We start from the raw sequence: 21,138 nt of genomic DNA, 5'->3' as shown, positions 1-21,138 counted from the left end.
GGCATCTTGCCTGTGCTGGTTTGTGGCACAGGCATCTTGCCTGTGCTGGTTTGTGGCACAGGCATCTTGCCTGTGCTGGTTTGTGGCACAGGCATCTTGCCTGTGCTTGTTTGTGAAACAATTGCTTTCACCTGTTCCTCCGACAACCTATCCCCAAAATAAGCCTCAAGATAAGAGGTCATTTCCTCAGAATTAGGCGGTTCCCCCAGAACGTGCAAACCAGAAGAAAACAAGCGAGATTCCACCACCTGCAAATATTCGTACAGCTTCACCAAATAGCGGTTAAAAGCATCAGCACTGAACATTCCCACATTCTCAAAACTAAAAGCAATACCCAACTTGCGAGCATCCTCAAACGGACAATCAGCCTCCAAACCGCTATCTAAAATTTTCTTACAAATAGCCTCCTTCAGCACATAATTTTTTGCCGTATCTTCCCGATATTCCGCAATCAAATCCCGCAAAGCCATCAATTCCTTGTACAAGCCCGCGCGACCGTAGGGCGGCACGTTGTGAGAAATCAAAACACCGTAACCGCGCCGTTTTGCTAACATCGATTCCGAGGGATTGTTGGCAGCATAGATATAAAGATTCGGCAAACTTCCCAACAGAATATCCGACCAAGAATAGCCAGTATTTCCCAGAGGAGATCCCGGCAACCATTCCACAGTCCCGTGCATTCCGAAATGAACCACAGCATCAGCTTGCAAATCATTTTGCAGCCACTTGTAAAAAGCAGCGTATTGAGGGTGAGGCGTCAAATCGCGATCGAACATTAAGCGCATTGGATCGCCCGAAATTCCCAGCGGCGGCTGCAAACCTATCCAAACATTCCCCAGTTGAATGCCACCGATTTGAAACTCATCGCCGTCTGTCTTAATGCCCGTACCAGTTAAAGATTTCCACTGTTTTTCGATACGACTGGTTAACAAATAGCCCAGCCATTTTTCTAAAGTTTTGACATTAACAGTCTCTTTTGTGGTACGGGCATCTTGCCCGTCACCCGTAGATTCATCCGCCTCTTTCACCCTGCGAATTAACTCCTCACCGTCAGCCGGAATTTCTCCAACCGTATAACCTGCCGCTTGAAGTTTGTGCAGGAAATTTAGCAGCGATTTCGGTACATTTAATAAAGCAGCCGTACCCGCCGCACCGTAACCGGGAGGAAACCCGTAGAGAATAATCGCAATTTTCCTTTCAGATGGCGGAGTTTGTCGCAGTTTCACCCAATTGTTAATTCTACTTGTCAGGCGTTTCGCGCGATCGGGCACGAGATAAATATCCTCACCCACCAAACCGCCCAGGGGCACTGGATCGATCGCACCATCCAACTCAGGCAAAGCATACAATACCACACTTTGCAAACCCCCAATCCCCTGACGAGTCCAAGAATGGATATCCTGAATCAGCAGAGGTGCGGACACAAAATAAGGTACATTTTTAGCAGTTAAAATGCGCTTAGCAACTTCCACCTGCCTTCCACCCTCCATCGAACCAGCAGGCCCGCCAACCAAAGGAAAGCCAATAGTAGAAACAATCGCATCAACTTCCACAGCATCTTTAGAAAGCGAAAGAGTTTCTATATTGCCTTGTTTTCGCCGCGCAGTTTCATCAGCAGTCGTCATCCAATCCCGCACCGCCACATGGCCTTCAACGCCATTGATAAAAATCGGCAAAGGCACAATTCCCGCATCTTCAAAATAGCGAATCAATTGAGGAATATAAGGCTGCTTGGTGATAACGTGCTTGCGGTAAAGCAAGATGCCCACAACAGGGGATTTTCCTCTGTCTGAAATTTGAGACCAATTGGTCTCAAATTTTGTGGAACGGGCATCTTGCCCGTTAGAAACCCGGTCTAAATTTTCAGACAAATTAGTCTCAAGTTTTGTGGAACGGGCATCTTGCTCGTTATAACCCTTTCTATCAAGATGTCTAGCCTCTTGTGTGGAACGGGCATCTTGCCCGCCCCTAGCACTTTGATTACCGAGATACCAATCCAAATATTGCCGAGGCGATTCAAAATAACCATTATAATCAGGATGCAATAAACCCATATTGGGAGTTTCCACAGGCGGCGGAATTTCTGCAACCTTCAGCCCCAAATACTTTTCGGCAATAATCCAAAACATCGAGACAACATTATCCGCCCCGCCCGCATTCCAGTAACCATAAATAATCAGCCAGTTACGCAAATCCTGGACTTTTTGCACCGGCACATATTTTAATAACTTCGGCCCAACCTTCAAAAAGCTGATGTAACCAGCCAGCTTATCTTCTTCTCGCCCGTTGCTGAACTTATCCAGAATAAACTTAACCGGCTTCGGCATTCCCTTCGGTTTGTCGCCAATTTTAAAAGCCCCAATTTGAGTAAGACTCATCAATTCCAAAGCAGACTCAAAAACCAGGCGAATCGGAATATTTTGCACCCTGTCTCGCAGCCACATTACCGCATCGTAATCAAACAGCAAACTCCCGAAAAATACATCAGCATTAGAGAGGGCGGCTGCTACAGCGTCGGGTTCGTCTACGAGGGCGCGATCGCTAAAAACCCGCACTTCCAATCCCTGACACCCAGAAACAGCCAACTCGGCAGCTTTGCGGTACAAATCAGCATTAAAAGATTCAAACCCTGCAATTAAGACAATGCGTTTCACAGCCAAACCTCGAAATATTTATTGATTGTAGCCTGTTTCAATTAGGTTATATTATATTAGATAGCATCCTCGGTGGGGGTGGGGCGGGTTTAGTAGATTTCTGGTGTTGTATTGCAGACATTGGCGAACCCGCCCCTACATTACCAATTATCAATTATCAATTCCTAATTTCCGTCGCAACTCTCATAAAATCTAAAATCTAAAATCTAAAATCTAAAATGGTTCGAGTTCCTCCCGCAATAGTTATCTTAGGTCAAAACAGCCTGCCGATCGCCAAAAAAATCTCCGCACATTTCCCCGGTTCCCAGATTTACGGTTTAATCGATCGCACTTCCAACACAGACATCAACTTTAGCAACTTCGGCGAAACATTGCGGGAATTATTTGCAACAGAAACCCCAATCATCGCCATCTGCGCCGCCGGAATTATCATCCGCACCCTCGCCCCGCTGCTGTCAGACAAACGCGCCGAACCGCCAGTTTTAGCCGTCGCCGAAGACGGAAGCGCCGTCGTACCGCTGTTGGGCGGTTTGCACGGCGTTAATGATTTGGCCAGAGAGATTGCAGCAGCCCTGGGCGTACAACCTGCAATTACCACCACCGGAGATATCCGGTTTCGCACCGCGCTGCTGAGTCCTCCCCAAGGCTATTATTTGGCGAATCCAGAGGACGCGAAGACTTTTATTTCAAATTTGCTCGCCGGGGCAAAAGTACGCCTAGAAGGGGCTGCAAGCTGGCTTTCCGAGAGCAATTTGCCGATTGCCCCCGACGCAAAATTGACGATCCGCGTCACCGAAAAAGCAATTGCGCCAACGCCCGATTGTTTGGTTTACCATCCGCAAATTGTGGCAGTTGCACTCACAAAGCTATCGAATATTGAGCCGGAAATAGCGGTTTCATTTGTCCAGCAAGTCTTGGAAAATGCAGGTTTAGCGCCAGCTTCTGTTGCGGGATTTTTTGCATTAAAAGATGAAATGGGAAATCCGGCACTTGAAGCAGTTTCACAATATTTTAAAGTCCCCGTCCGCTTTTTCAATCTCTCCGAACTTGTCGAATTAGACTCAATTGAATTCATCGAAAATAAGGCCGCACAAATTGCCCTGACAGCAGCCGGTGCAAACAGTCACTTAATCCAGTCCGATCGCCCAAACTCCGTGAATTGCGCGATCGCCCTGGCCGCCGAACCCTTTGATGCTAGGGCGATCGGAATTAGCCGCGGCAAACTGGCGATCGTCGGTACCGGGCCCGGAGGCGCGCCCTGGATGTCCCCGGAGGTTAAGGAAATTCTGCGCCAGGCCACGGATTGGGTGGGTTACAAGTTCTATCTCGACTTAGCTGGAACCCTGCGGTTCGGGCAAAAGCGGCACGATTCCGACAACCGCGAAGAGATCGATCGGGCGCGTTTTGCCCTAGATTTAGCAGCATCAGGAAAATCAGTCGCCGTGGTTTCGTCGGGAGATCCGGGTATTTTTGCGATGGCGGCGGCTGTGTTTGAGGCGATCGACTTTGATGCCAAACCCGAATGGCAAGGCATCGATATTCGGGTGGCACCGGGCATTTCAGCCATGCAGGCGGCTGCTGCTGCGATCGGAGCACCCCTCGGACACGATTTTTGCGTGATTTCCCTTTCGGATATTCTCAAGCCTTGGGAGGTCATAGAACAGCGGATTTCGGCGGCGGCTGCTGCCGATTTAGTTATGGCATTTTACAATCCCATCTCGAAACAGCGGATTTGGCAACTCCCAAGGGCGATCGATATTTTGTTGCAAAGTCGCGATCCTAAAACCCCCGTCATACTAGGGCGAAACCTCGGCCGGCCCGGTCAATCTGTGCGCGTTTGCACCCTCGGCGAATTCCAGCCGCAAGACGCCGACATGAGAACTTTAGTGATTGTCGGTTCCAGTCAAACTCGGATTATTCCCCGCAAATATGGAGATGTTTGGGTTTACACGCCGCGCAGGTACGAAAAATAAGTCCAAGTGATTTGTCAAAAACAACATTACTCTCTTTCCTCTTTCTCTGCGCCCTCTGCGCCCTCTGCGGTTAATAAAAAAAATCTCCTTCACACAACCAGCCACCAATGAACACTAAAATACCAGAAACAATAGAAACAGCTACATTTGGACTTGGTTGTTTTTGGTCTCCCGACGCGCAGTTTGGAATTATCGAAGGAGTCGTGCGAACTCGCGTCGGTTATGCGGGCGGGACTACAGCAAACCCGACTTATCATAACATAGGGAATCATATTGAAGCGGTAGAAATAGATTTCGATCGATCGCAAATTTCCTATGCAGAACTGCTAGAGATTTTCTGGAGAAGTCACAATCCCCGGCAATCTCCTAGTTGGTCTCGCCAGTACATGGATGCCGTTTTCTATCGCAGTGAATCACAAAAGCAATGTGTGGAACAAAAACTCGATCGCGAAAAAGCTAATGGCGGCAAAATTTATACATTAATTCAGCCTTTGACCCAGTTTTATTGGGCGGAGGATTACCATCAAAAATATTATTTGCGTCAGGAACCGGAACTGATGAAAGAATTCGATCGCACTCAGTTTGTTAACTCCACTGTAGCAGCAAGAGTCAACGGTTATGTCGCGGGCTTCGGCAGTTTCTCCAATCTCAAAGGGGAAATTAGAGATTTTGGTTTGTCTGCCGCCGGATGCGAGAAGTTAGAGAAAATAGTCTCCAGAATCCGACATTAAATTTTACCAAACTCTTGTGGGCTGGGCGTCCCGCCCGTCCGCAGCAATACGCACCTTACGACTAATTAGACGTGGAACAGCTTAGAGATGACATTCTCACCTTAATCAATAGTTCATTGAGTGGAACTTTTGCATCAGAATTTGACGGCAAATGACTTGTACTGCTTGCATCTACCAATATATTAACCAGTCGAACGCGCTCTTGTCGATAAAACTCGATCTCCGCATCTTCCAGCACCGATTTTTCCTCCCCGCCCAGCTTTCTAGCAATCAAAGCGGGAATGTACGACAACTGGAATTTTTCATTTAGTTTTACCAAATTTGCCTCAACTTCCCCAGTTTGCATCAAATGAATCCCTGTCAGCAACACCCGGTAAACATACAGCAGCGGTTTCACCCGGCGCGGCTGTTCTTTCTCAAACAATTTCCACTGATTGTGAGCAAAGCCGAGATAGTGGTGGCTGTGGTGCTTGGTAATGCAGTTCGAGGCGAGCTCCTTTAATTCCTCGTGTTCCTTTGTACTGTAAACTATTAGCGGCGAATACAGTTGTTCTAGCACGTAGCCGTTGCGCTTCAACAGCAACTCAAAAAATTTCTTGATGTCGTGAGTTACTAAATCGAGTTGCATTCCCTCCCGAACTTCAGAAACTTCGATTGTTTCTTCTCCAGAAATCAGTCCAATTACTTTCGGTAGCGGCAAAATGTGTACTCCCCGCAAGTCGAAGTCAGAATCTGCGGAAGGAAAGCCGTATAAGTGCGATCCGCTGACAGTCGCAAACAGCAGCGGATAAGGTTGAACGGAGATAATTGGGGCGAGATTCGAGATGTATTCTATCATTTTTTCAACATTTTATCAATGCTAATTTCAATTCCGGTTAAACAATCGCAAATACCTGTAGGGGCGGGTTTTAGCAACCATATATGTCTCAAATTAACGATCTCGTAAACCCGCCCCTTTTAGCCGATCGCCCTCCGACGCGCTTCAATCAAAAACAGGTTCGCTTTCTCGTAATTAGGACGTTCCGGTAAGGAAGTTGCAGCAAAAGCGCGATCGAACTCACCGTGCAAACTCAACCGCCAGCGATTCACCTCTTCCCAGGATATTTCTTGGTTGCGGATAGATAAAAGTTGCGATCGATAATCCTGCACGCGAACAGGTACAAACCCCTCCTTGAGCACCGTAATTCCTGACAGCAACAAGCGAATTAAGTGCATCGCGTGCTTCCAACGAATTTCCCCGGTATTGCGGAGGTCTTGCTCCATTTTTTTAAATTGAGACAAAACGTAGCTATTGTAAGTTTGATAAACCAATTGAGAAAGAAAGATTTCCCTAATTTCGAGCAATTCTTGTGCTACAGGATAAATAGTTTCTACTAAAGGGGTGTACAAACATTCTAGCACATTTGGATTAGCTTTTAGTGCCAAAACTAAAAACTTTTGCAGTTCCCAATAGCATTCCTGATTTTCCTTGTTTTCCAATTGTTCTGGAATGCCGTAAAGCGACCAATGAAGTATTGCCGGCGGCAGGTAAATCCCGCGTCTGTCTGTATCGGATTGCTCGTTATCAAGACCGTAGGCTCTCGAACCAACAATGCAGCGGTAAATTACAGAATCATAGAGGTTGTATTCTGCAAGAAAATCTCCTCCTGACTGCAATCCTTCGCTCTGAAACTGCTTGCGGATGCTGAGTTCGTGCCGCCGCAGACTAACTTGCGTTCCGTCTGGGAGTTGGACTAAATATGCGTGGGAATTGTCGGTAGGCGATTGAACGATGACGCCTACTAATCCCGGTTTCCAAGATTGGTCGCTGGCGGGGTTTTTGACCTCGATTTTGGTGACAATTTGGGTTCCTGCGGGTATGATTAAGTTGAAATTTTGGGAAATATTGGCATTTGCCATGAGGGAACCTCCTGCGGGGCACGAGTTACGATATTAGTGTAGTGTATTTGTAATACAAAACTCAATCGAGAATTTATAGCAATTCGGAAAAGGACAGCTACATACAGAATTCTGTTTAGCGAAAAAGCAAAAAGTTCTCTAATTTTATCGCTGCTTAATTTTTCGCTTTAGCTTATACCCCCTTTTCACTTTCATGTTGTGCAGGAAGTGCTACACGCCCATGAAAGTCATGATAACGATGTGAAAAGTCTTCTAAATATGGACTTTCAAGCACAGCACGTCGTTTAGCAAAATTATTATTTATTTGATGGTATAAGAAATCAGCATCTATCGCAAAAATTTTTTTAAAATCTACTGTTAATTCTGGTATGCCTTCCTGAGATGATTCACGTTCTAGAGGTATTTTTTCCAAAAAATGGTATTGCTGATAACGATTAGATTTAACTAAATTCCAATCTGCTGAATTTAGCTGAACTGTTTTGTTGGAGCGAATTTCTTGAGCTGTATATACTTGACAAAAAAGTATAGAGTTTAATAACTTATTAGGTTTATCTCGATTTTGCCTAGCGCTATAGTCCCAATCTAAATCACAGTTTTGAGTAACAATAATTGCATAAGGATGAACAATAGGTTTAAACTGAATTTGCTCGAGGTACTGAATTTGATCGAGGTTTGGAGAAGATTCACTTGGAACTGGTTTAATCTGTATAAGTCCAGTCAGAATTTCCCCTTGTCTAAGAGCCTCTTTGTCATTCGAGGCTCTGTAAATCCAAGGTTTACGCATGGTTAGCTACTCAAAATCTAGGACTAAAGGTGGTCTGACTTCGCTAGGTAATACGCTACCAGTAAGTAATTCTAATTCTTGAGGTAAGGTAGTTTGTTCTAAATCAGACCGACAGTCACTATAATATTCCACCATTTGTTCAAGCACGTCAGATGCTTCTTGCAATCCTTCTGGAGTCTTAGCAAAAAGCAGATTGAGTAGCGTTAAGCACTTAACCCAAGCGATCGTGTTTTGATTGAATTGACCAAACCATTCACCACTAATAGGTGGTTCGATGGAAACTTCGATTTTTAAGCTAGGAGTAGCAGATGCTAAAGTGTGCCGATACTGCGTCTGAGCAGGAGTGGGTAAAACTTCATACCTTTGTCCAATTATATTTTTGCTTTGAGTACCACCAGTTGTTACGTGCATAGGATTATATTGGTTGAGGTCGCATTGCTCTGTGCAACTCTTCCGTGATACCCCAGCGGAAGAGATTTCTGGCTGTATGGTTGTAGTTATCGAGTATTTTCCAGGCATTTTCACTCCTTTCTACTTTATCCTCAGTAAAAAAATCAGTATCTAATAAATAAGCTGTTTCATCTATACCTCTTTCTGTGTCCCTAACGTTAACAAGTCCATGATTAAAATTAACTTGACCGAATTCTGTTTTTAGCTGTAAATTTTTAACAAAGTTTTGAATTGAATCTGCTACTTCTGGTGTATACAGTTCAGAAGCAATATGTTGCGGTATTAATTTATGCCACTCTTTGTCTTTGAGATTTAGTTTTGACCTAATAATTAAATCACGATATCTTAGTCCTGTTCGTGAATAAAAAGAGGGATTATATATTTTTTCAAAAAGTTCTACAGCGCGTTTAAATTTATCAATAAAATTTTCATATCTTTCATACTTTGTCGTAGCAAGCGTTATAGAGTTTTTGTCTAAAGATATCTGGCAACTCAAGTCTTCTGACTTAAATTGATAAGTCAAGTCAATTGAAGTCAAGTCACTGGTAAAATTTGAGCTGAATTGGGTTAAAAGATTAGATAGCTCAACCGGGATCTGCAAATTTCTAGAAGTTTCAAAAATTGGGTATTCAAACCTTATACTATCTTGAAAGTCTACAGGCTGTTGGCTGGCAATTTTCAGGATAGTTGGAAATCTAAGTTGAGCAATCACCTCAATTAGGGGGCTGTCCTCATAAATTACTCTTTCATAGTTTGGGATCTTCATTTTTTCAAAGTATCTATTACCAATTTGAAGAGCGTCTATTACTCTAGCTTAACTTACTTCCCAACAGAATTACATTCAGGATAGATGCCATCGCCTTTTCCGAATCAAATTTTACAACTTAAAAATATGGGCAATACAGGATTTGAACCTGTGACCCCTTCCGTGTGAAGGAAGTGCGCTACCACTGTGCTAATTGCCCGCAGATAATTACCATACCATACCAAGTCCAAATTTGCAACTAAATTTTTCCTAAAAAATCAGCCGCTTGTTTCCGAGTTAAACTCGACACAATGCCAAGAATACAGGCATTTGTCGAGTCTGGCATCAGTTAACCTCCCACCAACCCGCCGAGGGGCCGACAAACCGCACTACAATCCACCAAGCAACCAAAAGACTAATCCCGATCCAGCTTCCGCGACTTGTCCACTTCACAAAATCTTCGCTTTGGGTTTTCGTGATTGGCAGCCAGGGAACGATGCGCTCTTCTTTACCGTATTCGTCGCCGATCGACTCTTTGCGACGCTTAGCTTCACCCATAATCTTTGTCTACTAAATTAGATTTCAACTGGATACCTAACCAAATTATACGCCAACAGGTCATCTCAAGCCTGCGTCAGCCAAGTCGTATCCAAATAATCAATCCTCGCAAAAGGACTCAAAGCCGCTAAAACCTGCTGTCCGTAACTGCGGTGAATCACCCTGCTGTCGAAAATCGCCACAACTCCTTGACGTTCTCGCACAGGCGCGATCGCCCGTTGCAACTCATTCAGCGCCGCCGGCAGCAAATACAACCGAAACCAATCCTTGCGCCGTTCTTTATAATAAGCCACACGCGCCGTCACCAAAGGATTCTCCAAAGAAGGCAATGGCAAAGTTGCGATCGCCAGCAAGTGAGGCGCCCTCAATTCCCCCTGATGTTCCCGCCAAAACTCCCACCCAGTCACCAAAATCGCATTCTCGCCCACATCAGTCTTTTCTACCTGCACCCGAGAACCGAACTCAGAAGCCAAAATCGCCGCCAGCCGAGCCTTCAGCGGTACATCACCAACAATCAGCACCGTTAAACCCGCCACCGAGGCGCTCATCAACAGCAAAGTCCGAATTTCTTCAATTAAAACACCCTGAAATTCCGGCGTATTTGGCAGCGGTAGCCAGTTGGGAATGTACAGTTGAATTAATTCGCTTTGTCGATCGGGCGAAAACTTAACGCTCGTCAATTCTGGCAGTCCCAGCATTTGCCGGAAGATCGGAGCCTTCGGTTCCACATCCACCGCCCCCCCAATCAACACCACAGGCTGACAATCCCAAATTCTGCTCAAAACCTCAGCCACCTGAACCGGCGCGCAGAACAGAGAAAATGAGCCAGCCTCCCGATTAATTTCCGCCCACCGCAGTTTTCCGTTTCCTTCCCACCGCTGCCAAAAATTGCTCCAAGCAGCCGGAATTAGGGAGTTTGGCTCGATCCTTTCAAACAGCCCCTCCAATATATTTTGCTCTGCGGTTTCCAGCAAATAGCACTCCTCTGGTTTCGCCGGATGCTGAAAGAAAGCCCGCGTTAGCAGTACCCGCCCTTGGAGGATTGCATCGGCTTCCAAAGGCTGAGATTGCATTAAATCATTCCAATCAGCCGGTTGGAAACCTGCCGTCAATTGCTGGCGCGTCCAAACTTCCAAGTCATCCACACCGTCGATAATTGTCGGAATATTGCTCGGAAGTGGCGAATTCGCCGCCAAGCGAGCCGCCAGCCAAGACTGCGGATCTGCTAGCATCAATCCTCGTCCACTGGCATTATCGGAATAAGTCTCGATCGACTTATCAGTTTGCAGCCACTCTTGCAAACGCGGAATTTCCACTCCTCTCAAATGCTCGATCACCCGTGTCGGCGCCACTAAAATCACAGGTTCCGGCCACATCAAAACCGGCATCAAATAGCTGACTCGATACCGCTGTCGGTAAGCTCCAGCGGGAAGCCCCGTTTGGATCAGAGCGCTGCGCCCCAAGCGCAAAGCCCGCGCCACGAGCCGCGCCATCGTTAAATGGTGGGGCCAGTGCGGCTCGGAGTTCGATCGCAGGAAGCGGAGCAATGAGTTGTGGACTTCTACCTCAATCAATCGATTGTACAGTTAACATTCCTCAATCAACATAATCAAAACTGGCCAGAAAATCAACTACTTTTTGACCGATAGGCAAACTGAATTTATTCTCCTGATGAGTTGCACCTCCCTTCCCAAAATTCCCGTGAGAATTCACCATCAAACTCTCCTGTCCCGAACTAATTAAAATAGTTTGGGTAGGTGACTCAAAAAACTTTGTTGGCTGACTCACCCGTGATATATTAGAGACCAAATTTATCAACTCATTTAACTGATCTGTAGCTGTACTCAATGCTTTACGCAACTGCAATATTCGTTTTTCATCCAAATTTTGAGTTGCGATATTTTTGCCGATAATCATAATATTTCTCTGAGTTTGTACAGCATCCTTAAAAGGAAGAATCGCTAATAAAGCTGCTGGCAATAAATGCTCATCGCTCTCAAATCTAAAAGTTAGAGTTGTGCGGCGGTAGCCGACTTCAATATTAGGAGGAAAATTCATTGCCCGGTAATGGCGAGCTATTTCGCTGTAAGCTGTTGCTAAAGTGCTGTTTGCTGAGTAGTCTAAAAGTGCGTCAACCACAATTTGCACTAACCCAGGCGTGTGATTTAAAAATTTTCTCGATTCTGACGGCGAATTAAATTGTTGAATCTGAGTGCGATCGCCTGCAGGGCTGAGGTCAACCCACTGGCAAGTAATATCATCTGCAATGATACCACACCGAGGAACCAAATACAGTTTTGCTCCTGTTAAAGTTGCTCCTCTCAAATCAGCGCCCACCCAATCTGCATTAATCAAATTTGTTTCTGTCAAATCAGCGTGAACGAAATTAGCACTTGCTAAATTAGTATTTCTTAAATCTGCTCCGTTAAGGTTAGCTCCGCTCAATTTAGCAAAGCTCAGATCGGCGCCATTGAGGTTAGCTCCCGTCAAATCAGCCCATTTGAGGTTAGCTCCGCTCAAATTGGCACTGCTGAGATTCACCTGTTGCAAAGAAGCTTGTCTCATATCGGCATTGCTCAAATTGACGCCGGTAAGTTCTGCTTTCGTCAAATCCGCGCCGTGCAAGTTAGCTTCTTGAAAGTTAGCTGAAGCAGCCGAAGCACCTCTGAGATTTGCACCGGAAAGATTAGCACCGCACAGGTTAGCTTCCGTCAGTTTTACCTCTCTTAAATCTGCTTCAGTCAGGTTTGCACCGCTGAAGTTAGCTTTGCTGAGTTCGCAGCGCACTAATTCGCTTCTAATCAGGGATGCTCGGATTAATTGAGCTGCACTTAAATCGGCTCTCACTAAGTTTGCTACGTTGAGAGTAGCCCCGTTTAAGATTGCCCGCGAGAGGTTGGTACTGCTGAGTCTAGCCACATTCAGGTTAGCTTCGCTCAAGTTAGCTTCGCTCAAGTTAGCGCCGCTGAGGTTGGTGACAAATAAGCTAGCCCGCCTTAAAATTGATTGGCTGAGGTTGATGCGGCTGAGATTAGCTTCATTCAGGTTGATTTCTGTGAAATCTCTGTCGCCTTCTGTGTATCTCTTGACGAGTGCAAATCGTTTGAGCAGTTCTTCAGCTTCCATTTTTTTTACTTGAATGAAATGGCAATTGGCTAACTTTTATATGGCATGAATAGAAATGATATCAAATTAATTTATAGTATTTACTCACCGAGCTGATAAAAGCTTTTGACAAACTCAATGACCGTATTTAGCGGCGGGGTGGTAAATCTTTGGGCTTTAATTGCAGGACTGATAGAGGTTTTGTTGACTCCGGGCAAATTTGTCAAGTTTCTGCCAAAATCTGGGTGATAGTGAATCATCAAAGTTTCGGCGCTGGAGTTAGCCAGTACAGTTTGGGTAGGCGATTGGAAAAAACTTGACATCGGTTCGCGATCGAGGCGAATCGGCTGAATTTTCATTTCCCCTATTTTTCTCATTGTTTTGGTCAGGGCTACGTTTAATTGCACTACCATATTTGAGACTCGGACGCCCAGGTTATTACCATTTTGGGGTTGAATCATCTTGATGAGAGTAATCAAGTTTTTCTGAGTAAATGCTGCATCACTAAAGGGAATAATCGCAACGAAAGCTGTGGGAAATAGTTGATCGTCCTGCTCTATTTTAAATGATATGATTGTGCGTCTGGAATTAACTTCGATACTGGGAGGATGGCTCAAAGCAGGGTATTGACGGGCTATTTGGCGGTAGGTAGCTGCAAGGACAAAGTTAGCATCCGGGTCGAGGGGTCGATCGACAATAATTTGAACTGTCGGCGGTGTAGCATTGAAAAACCGTTGAGATTCTTCTGGGGTAAAGCGCTGAATGTGGCTGCGATCGCCGTTAGGACTGAGGTCAACCCAATCGCAGGTAATGTCATCTGCTTTCACATCAAACCTAGACACCGCGTAAATTTTTGCCCCCGTCAGGGCCGCCCCCGTCAAATCGGCGCCCACCCAATCAGCGTGAATCAAATTAGCTTGAGTCAAATCCGCGTGTACCAGAGTAGCGTTCAACAGATTGACATTGCTCAAATTTGCCCCGTACAAGTTGGCCCCGCTCAATCTCGCTTCATCGAGGTCAGCGCCGGTCAGGTTCGCCCCGCTGAGGTCAGCCCACCGGAGATTAGCGCCTCGCAAGTCAGCGCCGCTGAGGTTGGCCTGAGACAGATTAGCTTGTCTGAGTTCGGCATTGCAGAGGTTGACTCCTCGCAAGTCTGCCCTGCTGAGGTCGGCTCTGTGCAAGTTGGCCCGTTCCAAGTTGGCCGCTGTTAGGGAAGCGCCTCTAAGGTGAGCCCCGCTGAGGTCGGCTTGCTCTAGATTGGCTTCTCTGAGGGTTGCTTCTCTCAAATCTGCTTCGCTGAGGTTTGCCCCGCTCAAGTTTGCACTGCTGAGGTTTGCTCGGATCAGTTCGGATCTGATCATTGTAGCTTCGACGAGTTGGGCTTCGCTGAGGTCGGCTCGAATCAAGTTAGCCACGTTGAGGATAGCGCCGCTGAGGTTGGCTTTGTGGAGATTAGCACCGCTGAGTCTGGCAACATTGAGTTTGGCTTTTCTCATGTTGGCGTTTGACAGATTGGTGCCGCTCATGTTGGTGAGGCTCAAGATTGCCTCACTGAAATTAGCCCCGCTGAGATCGATCCTGCTGAGATTTGCCTCGCAAAGGAGGATGGCAGTAAAGTCTCTTTCTCCTGCTACATATTTGGTGATGAGTTCTTCGGCATCCATGCTTTTCAATTTCCCTGATGTGTTAGCTAGAACAAAGCTTTGTTGTGCCAACCTTTAAACTAGAATAAGCATTTTCTGTAACTTGATGCAATATGCTTAAACATCTATATTGTGGAAGCCTTTTATAAAATCCAAAATGCTACTGATATTAGTTTGAGCCAATTTTGTGCTTTCGGCTAACTTACCAGAGGTTGAGTTACTTGGGTCGTATTTTTTAATCAGGCGCTTGCCGAAGGCTGGGTGGTGATATACGCTGAGTCTTTGGTCGCGGGAATTAATTAAGAGCATCTGTGTAGGAATTTGAAAAAAATTGATGCTTTCGCCGATTTTGGGAAAAGAACTGGAAATTTTGATTTGGTCTACTTTGCTGATAGCTTGGTTGAGAGCTTTGCTGCATAACTGGACGTGTTTAGATTCTTTGACGTTAAGTTTGCCTGCATCGTGGGATTGAATCATTTTCATCAAAGCTATTAGGTTTTTTTGAGTTATGGCAGCGTCGTTAAAAGGAATGATGGCAACGTAAGCGGTGGCAAATAATTTATCGTCGCTGTCCATTTTAAACGCGAGTACGGTGCGCCTGGAGCTGACTTCGATCGTGGGAGGCTGACTTAAACTCGGGTATTGTTGGGCAATTTGGTAATAAGTTGCAGCTAGTGCAAAATGAGCGCCTTGGTCTAAGGGCGAGTCAATCACGATCCGAACTGTGGGCAAGGTTTCGTGAAAAAATTCGTGGGTTCCTCCCGATTTCAACCAGTAAATTTGGCTGTGGTCGCCGTTGGGGCTGAGATCGACCCACTTGCAGGTCATGCCTTCGGTTTTGATGCCCAGCCGCGAAACTGCGTGGAGTTTGGCTCCGGTTAAGGTGGCTCCGGTTAAGTCGGCTCCAATCCAGTCGGCGCGGATCAGATAGGCATTTGACAGGTCGGCGTGAACTAAGCTGGCATTCAGCAAGTTGGCGTGGCAGAGGTCGGCTCGGCTGAGGTCGGCACCGCTCAATTTGGCTTCGCTGAGGTCGGCCCAGCGAAGATTGCAGCCGCTGAGGATGGCCCAGCGCAAATTGACGCCGCTGAGGTCGGCGCCGCTGAGTACGGCTTGAGTGAGGTTGGCTTGTCTCAGTTCTGTGCCTCGCAAGTCGGCGCCGCTGAGGTCGGCTCGGCTGAGGTCGGCTCCTTGCAGGTTGGCTTGTTCGAGGTTGGCTTCTGTCAAGCACGCGCCGCTGAGGTGAGCGCCTCGAAGGTTGGCTTGAGCGAGGTTGGCTCCTCGAAGGGTGGCTTCGGTGAGGGTGGCGCCGCTGAGGTTGGCTCCGCTGAGGTTGGCTCCGCTGAGCTCGGCTCGAATGAGCTCGGCTCTGATCAGTTTGGCCCCTGTGAGTGTGGCTTTTTTGAGGTCAACTCGCACTAGGTAAGCGACGTTGAGGTCGGCGTCGGTGAGGTCGGCGCCGCCTAGATGGGCGCCGCTGAGTCTGGCGATGTTGAGTTTGGCACCTGTGAGGTTGGTTTTGCTGAGGTTGGCTCCGCTCAGGTTTGCTACACTCAGATTCGCACCCTTGAGGTTGGCTCCGCTCAAGTTGACGCCGCTGAGGTTGGCCTCAGTCAGGTTGATTCCGGCAAAGTTTCTTTCTCCGGCGGCATATTTTTTCAGGAGTTCCTCGACTGTCATGGGGGCGGCACCGTATCAAATATCCCCATTTTATTGCTATGAATATCGGTATTGTAGGACTGGGTTTAATTGGCGGCTCGATCGGGCTGGATTTGCGATCGCGCGGGTTTAATGTTTTTGGGGTTTCGAGTCGGCAGCAGACTTGCGATCGGGCGCAAGCTCGCGGTGTTGTCAATGAAGCCAGCATAAACCTGTCTCTGATGGCAGCAGCCGATGTGGTTTTTATTTGCACGCCGCTGGGGTCGATCGAGCCGATCGTCCGAGAGTTGGTGCCCTATCTTTCCCCTGATACCATTGTAACCGATGTCGGTTCCGTAAAAACACCCATAGTACAGGCTGTGTCTTCTCTGTGGCCGAATTTTGTGGGGGGACACCCGATGGCGGGGACTGCTGAAAGCGGGATTGAGGCGGCGGTAAAGGATTTGTTTGTGGGCCGGCCTTACGTGGTGACGCCGCAGGCTCAGACGCCGGCGCTTGCGGTGGATAAGGTTGAGGAAATTGCGCGGTTGCTGGGTGCGTCGGTTTACCGGTGCGGCCCGATCGAGCACGATCGAGCTGTGGCTTGGATTTCTCATTTGCCACTCATGGCGAGCGCGACGCTGGTTGCGGCCTGCGATCGAGAGGGCGATCGGGATATTGTTAATTTAGCCCAACATTTGGCGAGTTCGGGTTTTCGGGACACGAGCCGGGTGGGCGGCGGCAATCCCGAGCTGGGAGTGATGGTGGCAAAGTACAATCGAGAGGAATTATTGCGATCGCTCTCTATTTACCGCGACAGTCTCGACGAGTTCATCAGCGATATCGCAGCCGAAAATTGGCAAGCTCTCGAAGACAAGCTGAAGCTGACTCAACAAGCGAGACAGAATTACAACTTATGAGCCAAAAATTACTTAAAACTGTCCCCGTCTCGATTATGATTTGTGGACGCCTATATATTCAGTTTTAATGTACACTTATTCTCGGATCAAGCGATTTTTACTGGGTGAATCTCTTCCCACTAGCGCATCTATTCATGAACGGCTGAGCAACGCTACTGGACTAGCTGTTCTTGCTTCCGATGCACTTTCGTCTGTTGCCTACGCTACTCAAGAAACTCTGCTCGTGCTGTTACTAGCCGGGAGTAGTAGTTTGAGTTTATCGCTGCCTATTTCGGGAATTATTATTTTACTGTTGGCGATCGTGGCGCTGTCTTACCGACAGACAATTAAAGCGTACCCCAACGGCGGTGGCGCTTACATTGTAGCGCGAGAAAACTTGGGTATTTATCCTGGTTTAATCGCAGCCGCTTCCCTGATGATTGATTACATCCTCACCGTAACAGTGAGTATTTCGGCTGGGGTGGCAGCCTTGACTTCAGCAGTTCCCTCGCTGCACCCATACACAGTCGAACTGTGCTTATTTTTTATTGTCCTAATCATGTTTGCCAATCTCAGGGGATTGCGGGAATCTGGCAATATATTTATGGTTCCCACCTATGGGTTTCTCGTTGGGATTTTTATTTGGATTGGCTGCGGTTTATTCCCACAGGCAACAGGTCATGTTTTTCCGACATTACAAAATATTCCAGCTAAGGAACCTTTGGGATTATTTCTGCTGGCGCGCGCTTTTGCGGCGGGCTGTACTGCCCTGACAGGAGTTGAAGCCATATCAGACGGGGAGTTGGCTTTTAAGCCTCCTGAATGGAAAAATGCGCGCCTGACTTTGAGCTAGATGGGGGGAATTCTGGGAGCGATGTTTTTGGGGATTAGTTACTTGGCTCATATTTATCCAGTGATTCCTACAGAACATGAAACCCTCCTTTCTGTGTTGGGAAAACAGATTTTTGGTGTCGGTATATTTTATTACTATTTGCAGAGCGCAACTCTGTTAATTTTGCTGTTGGCTGGGAATACGAGTTATGCGGATTTTCCGCGACTTTGTTATTTTTTGGCGCGGGACGGGTTCTTGCCCAGGCAGTTGTCGCTGTTGGGCGATCGCCTGGTTTATTCTAATGGCATTAATCTGCTAAGCTTCGGCGCTGCTCTTTTAATTATCATTTTTCGAGGCAATACGAGCGCGGTGCTTCCCCTGTATGCGGTTGGAGTTTTCACTTCTTTTACTCTCTCCCAATCGGGAATGGTAATTCACTGGTTTAAGGAACGAGGTAAAGGTTGGCAAGTTAGTGCTGTGATGAACGGTATTGGTGCAGTGGCAACAACGGCAGTTTTGGCTGTAATTCTCGCTACAAAATTCCTTTTGGGAGCTTGGGTTGTCGTAGTAACTATTCCGATCGTAGTTAGTCTATTTTTAGCTATTCACCGACACTATCGGTATGTCGCGGCTCGCTTGAGCATTCAGGGAATAGAACCGAGGTCTTATCTTCGCAGACCTAGAGTTAAGACGGTGACACATCCGGCAGTGGTGTTAGTCGGGCAGTTGCACCGGGGAACTTTCGAGGCCCTTGATTACGCTCGTTTAATCGCTGATGAAGTTGTGGCAGTTCACGTGGATATTGGTTTGACCGATCGAGCAAAATTACAATTAGCTTGGAAAGATTTGCAGTCAGACATTCCTTTGGAAATTCGGGAATCGCCTTACCGTTCTGTTGGTGAGGCTTTGACTCACTTTTTGACTTTGTTTGAAGAGCAGCGACCGGGAGTATACTTAACGCTGATCATTCCGGCTTTTGTGACGCGAAATTGGTGGGAGGGACTGCTGCACAATCAAACTGCTTTCTTTTTGAAAGCGGCTTTGCGGGCTAAAAAAAGTCGGGTTGTAACAACGGTTAGATATTTTCTTTAAGGATCGCGAATTAAATAACTTACAATTTTAATTGTTATTGTGGGATGGGCGTCTCGCCCGTCCAAAAAGGACGGGCGAGACGCCCATCCCACTTTCAAGAGTGGAAGTTATTTAATTCTCATTCCTAAGTGGGGATGGGCAACCACGGGGGATTGCCCCTACTTCCTCGCAATAAAAATTGGAAGGCGGTCGGACGCGCTGGCCCAAAAAACCCGGTTTCTTCGCAAAATCTTTGGTTTGGATGTTATTTTTATAGGCAGAAACCGGGTTTCTGACACCGCTTGGTAAATCATATATATTTATTAAAAATTAAATGAAAGGGTTGACATATGACAAATGATATGTTAAAAATTTAGTAATTAGAAAAGTTGCCTTTCAACTTATCTTCAAAAAGATTGCGGCTGCTGAACCCAAGTCTTTTGTTCCCTAAAAAATCTCTTCAACTCTTGGGGGTTGCTATGCAATCCGCAACAGACTATTTATGCAGCAGCCAAAAAACTTGAACAGGCTTTTGCGAGCTTTGTCTCGGCAAGGTCTTGATGTTAGCTACGACGATAAAGTCTACTCGATTTGTCTCAATAGTTCTCTGAAAGAACAGTGGCAAGATGCCGATGCCCCAACAGCAGAAGTTTTGCTCCCAGAGGATTTTCCGGTGGAAGCAAAGGCGCTCAAACAGTTAGCAAATTTGGCGAATGTTCGACACCCTCAAGGTGGTTGCGTTTGTCGCGCTTGCGCTACTCCAGATTTCCATCCGGGGGATTCGGGGGTGGCGATCGGCTCTATTGTAGAAACAGCAGGAATGGTGATTCCGGCGGCTACCGGTTCCGATATTAACTGCGGGATGCGGTTACACGTTGCGGATTTGTCGATCGAACAATTCCTCAGTCAGCGCGATCGATTTGTAGAATTGCTCAAAGGCGATTATTTTTTCGGTACTCGCGATGTCAGCATGACTGCAAAAACTGCTGGCGCGATGTTCCAACACGGGATTCCCGGATGGCTGGATGGTATGCTGGACAAGGCAACCGGCAGCGCGGCTAATTCGGATTTCGAGCAGTTGGCGACAGAGTGCAATCGCACTTTCCTTGGCGGTTCCATGAATGGCGATGTCAAATGGGCTCCTGAAGAATTAGTCCCAAATGACGGCTTAGTCAGGGATGGCGGCTTAGCTACCATCGGCGGCGGCAATCACTTTGTCGAAATTCAAGTGGTTGAGGAAGTTGTCGATCGAGCTACGGCTTATACTTGGGGTGTTCGATCGGGACAAATCGCTTTCATGATTCATTCCGGTTCGCGGAATGTCGGCAAATACATCGGCGGAATGTGGCGCGATCGAGCTTGCGAAGCCTGGCCGAAAACTCTGAAACATCCTGAATCCCGGCTTTTTCCGCTGTCTGTCGCAGCCAATCCCGAACTTGTGAGCAGCTACCTGCAAGCGGAAGCAACAGCCGCTAACTACGGTTTTATCAACCGTTTGCTGCTAGCAGAACTTCTGCGGTTGCGTTTGCGACAAGTTTTCGGCGATGTGGAAGCTCCCTTAGTTTACGATTTGCCTCACAATATCACTTTAGGTGAAGGTGCCGGCTGGGTGACTCGCAAAGGCGCTTGTCCCGCACATTTGGGCCAGCCTGTAATTGTACCGGGTTCGATGGGCGCGCCGTCTTATTTGCTGGTTGGTTCGGGGAACGATCGATTTTTGCGATCGGCCTCTCACGGTGCAGGAAGGGCGCGATCGCGCTTCGATATGAGTCGCAAAGGTGCTGACAAAACTGACTCCGCTTTGGGATTAACGGGCGTAGATTGCATTACCTTACGCGAAGAACGCAGAATCGAAGAAGCACCGGCAGCTTACAAGCCAATTCAACCAGTAATTGACGTTCAGGTTGAGGCGCAAATAGTGGGTGTAGTCGCTAAAATGAAGCCAGTGTTAACGTTTAAAGCCTAGCCTGGGGCTATTTCTCCGTTTTCAATAACTGGTGTCTAAACCAGGCGAAAAGCCCGTTCTAAAAGACAATTTCTTAGTTGTGGAACGGGCATCTTGCCCGTTCGGAACAGGCAAAAAGCCCGTTCTAAAAGACAATTTCTTAGTTGTGGAACGGGCATCTTGCCCGTTCGGAACAGGCAAAAAGCCCGTT

General features: G+C 47.0%; 15 protein-coding genes, 1 tRNA gene and 1 pseudogene. 5 read left to right on the top strand and 12 right to left on the bottom strand.

Annotation, left to right across the window (positions count from 1 at the left end; translation table 11 throughout):
• Positions 1 to 2,654 (bottom strand): cobaltochelatase subunit CobN (locus QT992_RS24825; RefSeq protein ID WP_333341665.1); only part of this gene is annotated, 2,654 nt, incomplete at its 3' end.
• A 218-nt stretch (positions 2,655 to 2,872) separates the two neighbouring features.
• Between QT992_RS24825 and cobJ the strand changes: the two genes are divergently transcribed.
• Together cobJ and msrA are read left to right on the top strand one after the other, a co-directional pair.
• A complete protein-coding gene (gene cobJ, locus QT992_RS24820; RefSeq protein WP_333377924.1) occupies positions 2,873 to 4,627 on the top strand; it encodes a precorrin-3B C(17)-methyltransferase in 1,755 nt (584 codons plus the stop codon).
• A gap of 107 nt (positions 4,628 to 4,734) precedes the next feature.
• Positions 4,735 to 5,358 carry a peptide-methionine (S)-S-oxide reductase MsrA gene (gene msrA / locus QT992_RS24815; protein WP_333320758.1) on the top strand — a complete coding sequence of 208 codons (624 nt, stop codon included), beginning with the start codon at positions 4,735 to 4,737 and terminating at the stop codon, positions 5,356 to 5,358.
• Positions 5,359 to 5,419: 61 nt separating this feature from the next.
• Here msrA and QT992_RS24810 read toward each other — a convergent pair whose 3' ends face one another.
• From QT992_RS24810 to QT992_RS24760, 11 genes are all read right to left on the bottom strand, one after another.
• The gene (locus QT992_RS24810) at positions 5,420 to 6,196 is read right to left on the bottom strand and encodes a DNA polymerase beta superfamily protein (protein WP_333341669.1); all 777 of its coding nucleotides are present in this window, start codon (positions 6,194 to 6,196) and stop codon (positions 5,420 to 5,422) included.
• Positions 6,197 to 6,315: 119 nt separating this feature from the next.
• Positions 6,316 to 7,257, bottom strand: coding sequence for a DNA polymerase beta superfamily protein (locus tag QT992_RS24805; RefSeq protein WP_333341671.1), 942 nt, complete (start codon positions 7,255 to 7,257; stop codon positions 6,316 to 6,318).
• Between the two features lie 172 nt (positions 7,258 to 7,429).
• Positions 7,430 to 8,041, bottom strand: a complete 612-nt coding sequence (locus QT992_RS24800; protein WP_333341673.1) for a hypothetical protein — start codon at positions 8,039 to 8,041, stop codon at positions 7,430 to 7,432.
• A 6-nt stretch (positions 8,042 to 8,047) separates the two neighbouring features.
• On the bottom strand, positions 8,048 to 8,452 hold the full coding sequence (locus QT992_RS24795) for a hypothetical protein (protein ID WP_333320765.1): 405 nt from the start codon (positions 8,450 to 8,452) through the stop codon (positions 8,048 to 8,050).
• Positions 8,453 to 8,456: 4 nt separating this feature from the next.
• Entirely contained in the window at positions 8,457 to 9,257 is an 801-nt protein-coding gene (locus QT992_RS24790; protein WP_333377922.1) for a TIGR04255 family protein, read from the bottom strand.
• A 127-nt stretch (positions 9,258 to 9,384) separates the two neighbouring features.
• Positions 9,385 to 9,456, bottom strand: a tRNA-Val gene (locus QT992_RS24785).
• A gap of 125 nt (positions 9,457 to 9,581) precedes the next feature.
• Entirely contained in the window at positions 9,582 to 9,794 is a 213-nt protein-coding gene (locus tag QT992_RS24780) for a DUF2839 domain-containing protein (protein WP_333320768.1), read from the bottom strand.
• Between the two features lie 65 nt (positions 9,795 to 9,859).
• Positions 9,860 to 11,368: a helicase C-terminal domain-containing protein gene (locus tag QT992_RS24775; RefSeq protein WP_333377919.1), complete on the bottom strand. Its 1,509-nt coding sequence runs from the start codon at positions 11,366 to 11,368 to the stop codon at positions 9,860 to 9,862.
• A 22-nt stretch (positions 11,369 to 11,390) separates the two neighbouring features.
• A complete protein-coding gene (locus QT992_RS24770; protein ID WP_333341677.1) occupies positions 11,391 to 12,920 on the bottom strand; it encodes a pentapeptide repeat-containing protein in 1,530 nt (509 codons plus the stop codon).
• Between the two features lie 80 nt (positions 12,921 to 13,000).
• On the bottom strand, positions 13,001 to 14,563 hold the full coding sequence (locus tag QT992_RS24765; protein ID WP_333377915.1) for a pentapeptide repeat-containing protein: 1,563 nt from the start codon (positions 14,561 to 14,563) through the stop codon (positions 13,001 to 13,003).
• A 96-nt stretch (positions 14,564 to 14,659) separates the two neighbouring features.
• Positions 14,660 to 16,222 carry a pentapeptide repeat-containing protein gene (locus QT992_RS24760; RefSeq protein WP_333320776.1) on the bottom strand — a complete coding sequence of 521 codons (1,563 nt, stop codon included), beginning with the start codon at positions 16,220 to 16,222 and terminating at the stop codon, positions 14,660 to 14,662.
• Between the two features lie 38 nt (positions 16,223 to 16,260).
• Here QT992_RS24760 and QT992_RS24755 point away from each other — a divergent pair, with 38 nt between their 5' ends.
• The 3 genes and pseudogenes from QT992_RS24755 to QT992_RS24745 all read left to right on the top strand — a co-directional run bounded on the left by QT992_RS24755 (position 16,261) and on the right by QT992_RS24745 (position 20,948).
• A complete protein-coding gene (locus tag QT992_RS24755) occupies positions 16,261 to 17,100 on the top strand; it encodes a prephenate/arogenate dehydrogenase (RefSeq protein WP_333320777.1) in 840 nt (279 codons plus the stop codon).
• Positions 17,101 to 17,167: 67 nt separating this feature from the next.
• Positions 17,168 to 19,003 (top strand): annotated as a pseudogene (locus QT992_RS24750) (APC family permease).
• Between the two features lie 481 nt (positions 19,004 to 19,484).
• Complete coding sequence (locus QT992_RS24745) at positions 19,485 to 20,948, top strand: RtcB family protein (protein ID WP_333377912.1); 1,464 nt, start codon at positions 19,485 to 19,487, stop codon at positions 20,946 to 20,948.
• Positions 20,949 to 21,138 lie beyond the last annotated feature (190 nt).

This window comes from Microcoleus sp. T3_D1 (genome assembly GCF_036700405.1).
In the GTDB taxonomy this organism is placed as follows: domain Bacteria; phylum Cyanobacteriota; class Cyanobacteriia; order Cyanobacteriales; family Microcoleaceae; genus Microcoleus.
Note: the sequence above shows the minus strand (reverse complement) of the source record. Positions and strands in the feature narration are given on the sequence as shown.

What these genes read in the sequence shown, in the direction of transcription:
- QT992_RS24770 (WP_333341677.1), bottom strand. Translation starts at nt 12,920, where the DNA reads ATGGAAGCTGAAGAACTGCTCAAACGATTTGCACTCGTCAAGAGATAC.
- QT992_RS24755 (WP_333320777.1), top strand. Translation starts at nt 16,261, where the DNA reads ATGAATATCGGTATTGTAGGACTGGGTTTAATTGGCGGCTCGATCGGG.
- QT992_RS24810 (WP_333341669.1), bottom strand. Translation starts at nt 6,196, where the DNA reads ATGATAGAATACATCTCGAATCTCGCCCCAATTATCTCCGTTCAACCT.
- msrA (WP_333320758.1), top strand. Translation starts at nt 4,735, where the DNA reads ATGAACACTAAAATACCAGAAACAATAGAAACAGCTACATTTGGACTT.
- QT992_RS24745 (WP_333377912.1), top strand. Translation starts at nt 19,485, where the DNA reads ATGCAGCAGCCAAAAAACTTGAACAGGCTTTTGCGAGCTTTGTCTCGG.
- QT992_RS24795 (WP_333320765.1), bottom strand. Translation starts at nt 8,452, where the DNA reads ATGCACGTAACAACTGGTGGTACTCAAAGCAAAAATATAATTGGACAA.
- QT992_RS24790 (WP_333377922.1), bottom strand. Translation starts at nt 9,257, where the DNA reads ATGAAGATCCCAAACTATGAAAGAGTAATTTATGAGGACAGCCCCCTA.
- QT992_RS24805 (WP_333341671.1), bottom strand. Translation starts at nt 7,257, where the DNA reads ATGGCAAATGCCAATATTTCCCAAAATTTCAACTTAATCATACCCGCA.
- QT992_RS24765 (WP_333377915.1), bottom strand. Translation starts at nt 14,563, where the DNA reads ATGGATGCCGAAGAACTCATCACCAAATATGTAGCAGGAGAAAGAGAC.
- QT992_RS24800 (WP_333341673.1), bottom strand. Translation starts at nt 8,041, where the DNA reads ATGCGTAAACCTTGGATTTACAGAGCCTCGAATGACAAAGAGGCTCTT.
- QT992_RS24760 (WP_333320776.1), bottom strand. Translation starts at nt 16,222, where the DNA reads ATGACAGTCGAGGAACTCCTGAAAAAATATGCCGCCGGAGAAAGAAAC.
- cobJ (WP_333377924.1), top strand. Translation starts at nt 2,873, where the DNA reads ATGGTTCGAGTTCCTCCCGCAATAGTTATCTTAGGTCAAAACAGCCTG.
- QT992_RS24780 (WP_333320768.1), bottom strand. Translation starts at nt 9,794, where the DNA reads ATGGGTGAAGCTAAGCGTCGCAAAGAGTCGATCGGCGACGAATACGGT.